The following is an 8,020-nucleotide window of genomic DNA, read 5'->3' on the forward strand; positions in this document are numbered from 1 at the left end:
CCTCGTCTTCCTTCGACCGTGGTGACGATCACCGAGTGGACGGATCGGTGCGGGGATCGGGCCCGGACGCGTGCTGCGGCGACGCAGGCAGTTCCTCGACCCGGTGCTGGCCCGGCCCGACATGGGCCTCGGCGCGCAGCCGCGCCACCATGTGCGGGTAGTGCAGCTCGAACGCCGGGCGCTCGGACCGGATCTTCGGTAGCTCGGTGAAGTTGTGCCGCGGCGGCGGGCAGGTCGTCGCCCACTCGAGGGAGTTGCCGTAGCCCCACGGATCGTCCACGGTGACGACCTGCCCGTACCGGTAGCTCTTGAAGATATTCCACACGAACGGCAACACCGAGGCGCCGAGCACGAACGACCCGAGCGTGGAGACGATGTTGAGCGTGGTGAATCCGTCGTCGGGCAGGTAGTCGGCGTAGCGCCGCGGCATGCCCTCGTTACCGAGCCAGTGCTGCACCAGGAACGTGGCGTGGAAGCCGACGAACGTCAGCCAGAAGTGCCACTTGCCGAGACGTTCGTCGAGCATGCGCCCGGTCATCTTCGGGAACCAGAAGTAGATGCCCGCGTAGGTGGCGAACACCACGGTGCCGAAGACCACATAGTGGAAGTGCGCGACCACGAAGTACGAGTCGGTGAGCTGGAAGTCCAGCGGCGGGGACGCCAGGATGACACCGGACAGCCCGCCGAACAGGAAGGTGACCAGAAAGCCGATGGAGAACAGCATCGGCGATTCGAACGTCAGCTGCCCCTTCCACAGGGTGCCGATCCAGTTGAAGATCTTCACGCCGGTGGGCACCGCGATCAGGAACGTCATGAACGAGAAGAACGGCAGCAGCACCGCGCCGGTGGCGTACATGTGGTGCGCCCACACCGCGATCGACAGCGCCGCGATCCCGAGCGTGGCGTAGACCAGTCCGGTGTAGCCGAAGATCGGCTTGCGGGCGAACACCGGCAGGATCTCGGAGATGATGCCGAAGAACGGCAGCGCGATGATGTACACCTCGGGATGGCCGAAGAACCAGAACATGTGCTGCCAGAGCATGGCCCCGCCGCTGCCGGGATCGAAGATGTAGCCGCCGAGCAACCGGTCGTAGAGCAGCCCCAGTAGCGCCGCGGTCAGCAGCGGGAAGGCCAGCAGGACCAGGATCGAGGTGATCAGGATGTTCCAGGTGAAGATCGACATCCGGAACATGGTCATGCCGGGGGCGCGCAGGCACACGATGGTGGTCACGAAGTTGACCGCGCCCAAGATGGTGCCCAGGCCGGAGACGGCCAGGCCCACGATCCACAGGTTCGCGCCCATGCCGGGCGAGTGCAGCTCCGAGTTCAGCGGCGCGTAGGCGGTCCAGCCGAAGTCCGCGGCGCCGCCGGGGGTGAGGAAGCCGCTGACGGCGATGAGCGAGCCGAACAGGTACAGCCAGTAGCTGAAGGCGTTGAGCCGGGGGAAGGCCACGTCCGGGGCGCCGATCTGCAGCGGCAGGATGTAGTTGGCGAAGCCGAAGACCACCGGGGTGGCGTACATCAGCAGCATGATCGTGCCGTGCATGGTGAACAGCTGGTTGTACTGCTCGTTGGACAGGAACTGCATTCCCGGCACCGCGAGCTCGCTGCGCATGATCAGCGCCATCACCCCACCGATCGCGAAGAACGCGAACGAGGTCACCAGGTACAGCAGCCCCAGGACCTTCGGGTCGGTGGTGGTGACCATCTTGTAGACGAAGGCACCCTTGCGGCCCCGCCGCGGTGGCATCGGGCGGGTGGCGACGGGGACGGGTGGGGGAGCGAGAGCGGTCATGTGCTGTCCGATCCGGGTTTCTGCGCGAGCGCACAACGATGAGGCACTCGACAGCCTACCCAAATACTATGAAGAATAGTATTTGGGGGCGGTGCGGGGCCCGCCGCCCCTCAGAGCACGGCCAGGACCAGGCACAACCCGGCCGAGGCGGTGGCGAGGCCGGCCAGCGCGGCCGCCGCGGGCACGGCCATCGACAACGCCGCCGCCGCCGCGTACGACAGTCGCGGACACCGCATCCGCCAGCTGGTGCGCAGCTTGACCAGCCGCAGCGACGTCTCGTTGCTCAGCCCCAACGTCCCGGCCGGTTGCGGCAGCGGGGAGGCCGAGACGGCCACCAGCGCCGCGCACACCGTGGCGGCGCTGGTGGCGCGGGCGGCATGCTGGTCGGCGGTGAGCTCGACCAGGGTCTTGACCGCCGAGGGGGCCGCGGCGAACAGCGGCACGGCCGGGAACACCGCCGCGAGAATGTCGCAGGCGCTGACGAGGCGGTGATGGCTGCCGCGCAGGTGGGCCCGCTCGTGGGCGAGCACGGCATCGCGCTCACCGCTGCTCAGGCACTGCGACAGCCCGTCGGTGGCGACCACGAAGCCGGGCCGGCCGGCGACACTGTAGGCCATCGGCATCGGGTGCGCGAGCCACATCACATCGTCCCCCCGGGAGTGGGCGACGATGGAGATCACCTCGCGGTGGTAGTCGAGCAGCCGGGCCTGCGCCCGGGCGTGTCGCCGGCCCAGGATCACCGCCCGGGCCACCAGGGCGCTCAACGCCAACGCCCCGGCCCCGGCGAGGACTTCGGTGATCCACGGTTGGATGGCGTGCGAGACCGCGGACAGGCACCGCACCAGGGCCTCGACCGCGGACTCGGCCGGGGCATGATCGGGCCAGATCAAGATGATCACCGCCGAGACCCCGAAGAACAGCGCCCCGGCCAGGCTGCCCAGCCACGCCGCCAGCACCATCCCCGGCGGCAGCGAGGTCGCAGCCACGCGGCGCAGCATCGGCGGCGCGGCCACCGCGATCAGGGCGGCGCCGAGGAGCAGGACCAGAGCCAAGGTCATTGCTCGGGGGCCCGGCTGGTCCAGCCCCGGCGCAGGGCGTCGTACTCGCGGTCGGTCACCGTCTTGGCGAAGTGCAGCAGCACGGCACTGGGATCGGCACTGCTGTCCAGCAGCGCCCGCAGGGCCTGGGAGGTGGCTTCCTCCCGGCTGCGCGAGGGCGAATAGAAGTAGGCGCGGCTGCGCTTCTCCCGCTGCACCCAGCCCTTCTCGTACAAGTGGGTGACCACGGTCAAGATGGTGGTGTAGGCGAATTCCTTGCGAGCACGCAACCGCTCGACCAGATCGTGCACCGACTGCGGCTCGTCGGTCGACCACAGCTCGGTCATCACCTCGGCCTCGAGACCCCCCAATCCGTACATGACTCCCCTCGCGGACACTCGCCGATCATCGATGAACCTACGCACGCGCATCCGGGACGACCGGAACTCCGCGTGCGTTCAACCATGCCATGGGATCGGCCTTGCGACCGTCCGACGCCCACACCTCGTAGTGCAGATGCGGCCCGGTCGACTGGCCCCGATTGCCGACGGTGGCGATCTGCTCCCCGGCGCGCACCCGCTGACCCGCCGACACCAGCGCCTGGTCGATATGGCCGAACACCCCGATGGTGCCGTCGTCCTGCAGGATACGCACCCACAAGCCGAACCCCGAGGCCGGACCGGCCTCGAGTACCGTGCCGTCGGTGACCGAGACGATGGGGGTGCCGATCGTGTTGGCGATGTCGAGACCGTAGTGGGTCGTGCCCCACCGCGGCCCGAAGTTCGACGTCAACGTGCCGCTGACGGGCATCAGCGTCTTCGGGCGCCGTGCCTCGGCCTCGCGCGCCGCCCGGCGCTCCTCCCGCACCCGGGCCCGTTCGAGCTGGTCGGCGAAATCCGCCAGCGTCGGCACCTGCGAAACCTGCAACACCTGCGGGGCCTGCGACGGCGCGGCCGCCGTCGACTCGTCGGGATCGGCCTGTCGCCGGTCGAGGGTGTGCTCGTCGGTGGCGGCGTGAGCGCTCGAGGTCGCCGCGGTCAACAACGCTCCGGCCGCCACCGACACCGCCAGCACTCGTCCGCCGGCCCCGCCCCCGGGCCGGCGGTGGGCCCCCCGCACCGGTCGCCGGGTCGCTGCGAGCGGCCCCCGCGGTGGCGTCTGGCCGACCTGCGCCGTGTGTGCGGGACGGTCGGTCAGCGGCGCCGGCACCGCCGCGGCCTCGTGGTCCGCATCCGGGCCCCGGCCCGGCGCGTCGACGGGAAGCGGCCCCGAGGAGGCCTGATCCACGGCACGCGGTACGGCCGGGAAGGCGAGGTCGGGCTCGGGTCTGCGGTGTCGGGCCAAGATCGCATCCTTGTGAAGGAACCCGCTCGCTGATAACGAAACGGTGACGGACACCGACACATTACTACTATTCCGCATAGTTTCAACAACGAGGCAGTGGAGCCCCGCGGCGGCGTGGTCGGGGCGCCGTGCGGTCAGCGGCGCCGGTCGGGTCCGTCCGCCTCGCCCCGAACTCCGTCCAGTCCGCGCAGCATCGCGTTGTAGGCGGCCAGGTCCTCGTCACCGTCGCGGTCGATCTGCTCGTCGCGGCGCCGGGCGCGGCGTTCGTCGGCCGAGGCCCAGCGCACCGTCGCCAGCACCGCCGCCAGCAGCAGCGGCAGCTCCCCCACCGCCCATGCCAGGTTGCCGCCGAGGCGCTGGTCGGCGGCCAGGTCGTCGAAGAACCCCCGCCGCAACGAGGTGTAGTACTCGGCGGCGACGACGGTCTGGGCGTTGATCACCGACACCAGGAAGAAGGCGTACGCCGCCAGCGCCACCGCCGCCGCGCCCACCCGGGCCGTGGGCGCCGGGGGGCGCGGCAGCGGGTCCAGGCCCACGGTCACCCAGAAGAACAGCGATCCCACCGCCAGCAGCCACACGTTGGTCAGTACGTGGGCGACGTGCGATCCGGCGAGCGCGTCGTACAGTCCGGCGAGGTAGAGCAGATAGAAGGTGCCCACGAACGCCGCCACGGCCACCGCGGGGTGGGTCAGCGCCCGGACGGGCGTGCTCGCATACATCGCGCGCAGCCAGTCGCGCGCCCCGGGGGCGGCCCCGTCCGGCCGAGGGCGGACCGTGCGGGCCGCCAGGGTGAGCGGGGCGCCGAGCACCAGACACAACGGGGCCACGACAGCGATCGCGGCGGTGGCCGCAAGATGCACGCTGAACACCGCCGGGGCGTAGCGCCCCACCCCCGAGGACGTGGCGAGCAGCAGCACCAGACATCCGAGCAGCCACCCGACGGTGCGCCGGAGCGGCCACCGCCCCCCGGCCGCCCGTACCCGGCGCACCCCGAGCAGGTAGAGCGCCGCGAGCACCACCGCAGCGGTGCCCAGCAACAGATCGAAGCGCCACTCGGTCAGCATGCGCACCGGTGTCGGTGCCCCGTCCAAGCCGTAGCCCAGCACCTCCTCGACCAGGCTCGGGTCCCGCTGCTCCCCCACCGGCGGCGGGGTGCGTCCCAACGCCACCCCGAGCCCGACGGTCACCGCGAGCACCGCCGACTCCACCACCGCCAACCGGGTGAACGCCCGCCGGTCCGCCGGGTCGGCGGCCAGCGCGGTCACCGCGACGGTGCGTTGGCGCCACCCCAGCCAGCCCACCACCACCAGCGCCATCCCCTTGGCCAGCACCACGAACCCGTAGGCGCCGTCGAAGACCTGTCCCAGCGGCACCCGCACCGCGGCATTGACCACCCCGGACGCGGCCATCACCACGAACGCCGCCGCCGCGAGCGCGGAGAACCGGCGCGTGGCCAGATCCAGATGCCCCCCGCCGCGGACGGTGTGCAGCACCAGTGCCGCCAACCCGCCGGCCCACAGGCCGACCGCCACCAGGTGCAGCACCAGACTATTGGTGGCCAGATCATGCGAGCCCCCTGCCGACGAATGCCCCGTCACCGCCCGCGGCATCAGGCTTGCCACCGCCAACACCAGCAGCAGCGGCGTCCACCGGTGTCGCAGAACGAGCCGGCATCCCAGACCCACCACCGCTGCCAGCCCCGCCGTCCACAACCACGCGGTGGCCACCTCGATCTCCCCGACCGCCCGCAGAAACGGCAGCGGATCGGCGAAGACCACCCCCACGGGCTGGCCGGAGGTGTCCGACAACGACAGCGGCACCAGCGCCAGGGCACACCCGGCCCACACCGCCGCCGCCGCCCCGGCCGTGCGCACCGCCCGGTACCCGTCGACATCGAGCACCCCCGAGCGCTGCGGCGGCACCAGCACCGCCGCGAGCAGCAACGACCCCACCATGACCGCTGCGGACACCTCTCCCACCGCGGTGGCCGCCGGTAGGCCGTATCTCGTCAGCGCCCCCGGATCCGGCAGCCCCAGCAACCGCAACACCTCGGTGCTCGACACCGCCGCCAGCATCGTGGCCACGACAGCCGCGCCCGCCGTCCAGCCGAGCATCGCCCCGACCACCGCTCTACCGTCCCCGGCGCTCGCCACGGCACAACCTCACCCTCGTTTGTCGTTCGCCCGTTCCCGCCGGCCGAACCCGCAGACCTGCACCTCGCCGCCGAAATACTAAGAAGAATAGTTGTCCGGCGTGGTCCGCCTCCGCCACCCCACGATTGCACATATGCATATATGACAATATGATCGCTTGTGCGTCGACGAAAGGAAGACCGATGAGCCACGGACACGGACACGGCGTCTCCCCCGCCCAGGCCGCCAGCGCCTCCGGCCGGTACGTCCGCCGGCTCTGGATCGCCGTCGCCCTCGGCCTGACCACCTTCGTGACCCAGCTCGCCGTCGGCCTGTCCACCTCCTCGCTGGCCCTGATCTCCGACTCCGCACACGTGTTCACCGACGTGTTCGGCATCTTGATGGCGGTCACCGCCATCACCGTCGCCCAACGTGCCCGCACCCGGCCGGACCGCACCTTCGGCCTGTACCGCACCGAAGTCTTTGCCGCACTGGTGAACGCCGCACTGCTGTTCGGCGTCGCCGGCTGGGTGCTCTACGAAGCCGTCCAGCGTCTGTCCGACCCCCCGGAGGTTCCCGGCCTACCCGTCACCCTCGTCGCCGTGGTCGGCCTGGTCATGAACGTCATCGCCTTCCTGCTGCTGCGCAAGGGTGCGCAAGAGAGCATCAACGTCCGCGGCGCTTACCTCGAAGTCCTCGCCGACATGCTCGGCTCGGTCGGCGTGCTGGTCAGCGGCCTGGTGACCCTGGTCTTCGGGTGGCGCTACGCGGACCCGCTCATCGGTGTCGCCATCGGCGTGTTCGTCCTGCCGCGGGCCTACAATCTCGGCCGCCACGCACTCGGCATCCTGCTCCAGCAGGCACCGGCCCGCATCGACGTCACCGAGGTCAACGCCGCACTCGACGCTGTGCCCGGGGTGCGAGAAACCCATGACCTGCACATCTGGACGCTGACCTCCGGCATGGAGGTCGCGTCCGCCCACCTGACCACCGAACCCGACGCTGATCCCACTACCGTGCTCGCAGCAGCGCAAACCCTGCTGGCCGAACGGTTCCACCTCGAACACGCCACCGTGCAGGTCGAGCCCCCTGAGAGTGAAGGTCGCTGCCGCGAACTGCAATGGTGACCGACCGCAAGGATCGGTGGGCCGGCCTCGGGCATACCGGCAACGGTGCATCGCACAACCCGGCGAAGGTTCGCTGTCGTGGGGCGCAGGCCAAGGCCGGCCACGTCGCCCGCGCCGCAGGCGTCCGCGCCCTCGAGCGCAGCATCGCCGCCGCCGAAGAACAACTCCCGCACCCTGCGCCGGGCCGCAGGGCCGGCTCGCCGCGTGGAACACCCTCGGGGACCGCACCCACACACGGTGGGGCTTCGCCGGCGGCCCGGTGGCCGACAACGACACCGCAGCCCTGGTCGCGGCGATCCGTGAGGTCTGGTCGATCTGATCGCCGACCGCGCTGGCACGACCGGCAATGGAACCGGCAAGGCTGGGACGGGCACGGCACCGTCGACAGCGGCGCAGTCGACCGGTGACATGTGCGCCACCAAGGACGACTGCGTCGAGTCTGAGTGGTGGGCACACTACCGGCGCGTCCGCGACCGAGGTGGTTCACGCGGCTTCATTCTCCCGAGCGGACGAAATCCCGCCGATCGCGGTCAGTGATTTGTTCGGATCGGTTGACGGTGAGAACACCTCCGGTGCGGGTGACGG

6 protein-coding genes are annotated in these 8,020 nt (G+C 70.5%); 1 reads left to right on the top strand and 5 read right to left on the bottom strand.

The window, feature by feature from the left end; translation table 11 throughout:
- Positions 1–28 precede the first annotated feature (28 nt).
- From ctaD to OEY_RS0126755, 5 genes are all read right to left on the bottom strand, one after another.
- Positions 29–1,795 carry an aa3-type cytochrome oxidase subunit I gene (ctaD, locus tag OEY_RS0126735; RefSeq protein ID WP_010596795.1) on the bottom strand — a complete coding sequence of 589 codons (1,767 nt, stop codon included), beginning with the start codon at positions 1,793–1,795 and terminating at the stop codon, positions 29–31.
- A gap of 110 nt (positions 1,796–1,905) precedes the next feature.
- Complete coding sequence (locus OEY_RS0126740) at positions 1,906–2,853, bottom strand: M56 family metallopeptidase (protein ID WP_010596796.1); 948 nt, start codon at positions 2,851–2,853, stop codon at positions 1,906–1,908.
- A complete protein-coding gene (locus OEY_RS0126745) occupies positions 2,850–3,212 on the bottom strand; it encodes a BlaI/MecI/CopY family transcriptional regulator (RefSeq protein ID WP_010596797.1) in 363 nt (120 codons plus the stop codon). Before OEY_RS0126745 ends, OEY_RS0126740 begins: the two co-directional genes overlap by 4 nt.
- Positions 3,213–3,249: 37 nt before the next feature.
- Positions 3,250–4,176, bottom strand: coding sequence for a M23 family metallopeptidase (locus OEY_RS29330; protein WP_010596798.1), 927 nt, complete (start codon positions 4,174–4,176; stop codon positions 3,250–3,252).
- Positions 4,177–4,310: 134 nt separating this feature from the next.
- Complete coding sequence (locus OEY_RS0126755) at positions 4,311–6,302, bottom strand: cytochrome c oxidase assembly protein (protein ID WP_010596799.1); 1,992 nt, start codon at positions 6,300–6,302, stop codon at positions 4,311–4,313.
- A gap of 209 nt (positions 6,303–6,511) precedes the next feature.
- Between OEY_RS0126755 and OEY_RS0126760 the strand changes: the two genes are divergently transcribed.
- Positions 6,512–7,435 carry a cation diffusion facilitator family transporter gene (locus tag OEY_RS0126760; RefSeq protein ID WP_010596800.1) on the top strand — a complete coding sequence of 308 codons (924 nt, stop codon included), beginning with the start codon at positions 6,512–6,514 and terminating at the stop codon, positions 7,433–7,435.
- The last annotated feature ends 585 nt before the right edge of the window (positions 7,436–8,020 follow it).

It is taken from the genome of Rhodococcus sp. P14 (assembly GCF_000256505.1).
Lineage (GTDB): Bacteria > Actinomycetota > Actinomycetes > Mycobacteriales > Mycobacteriaceae > Rhodococcus > Rhodococcus ruber.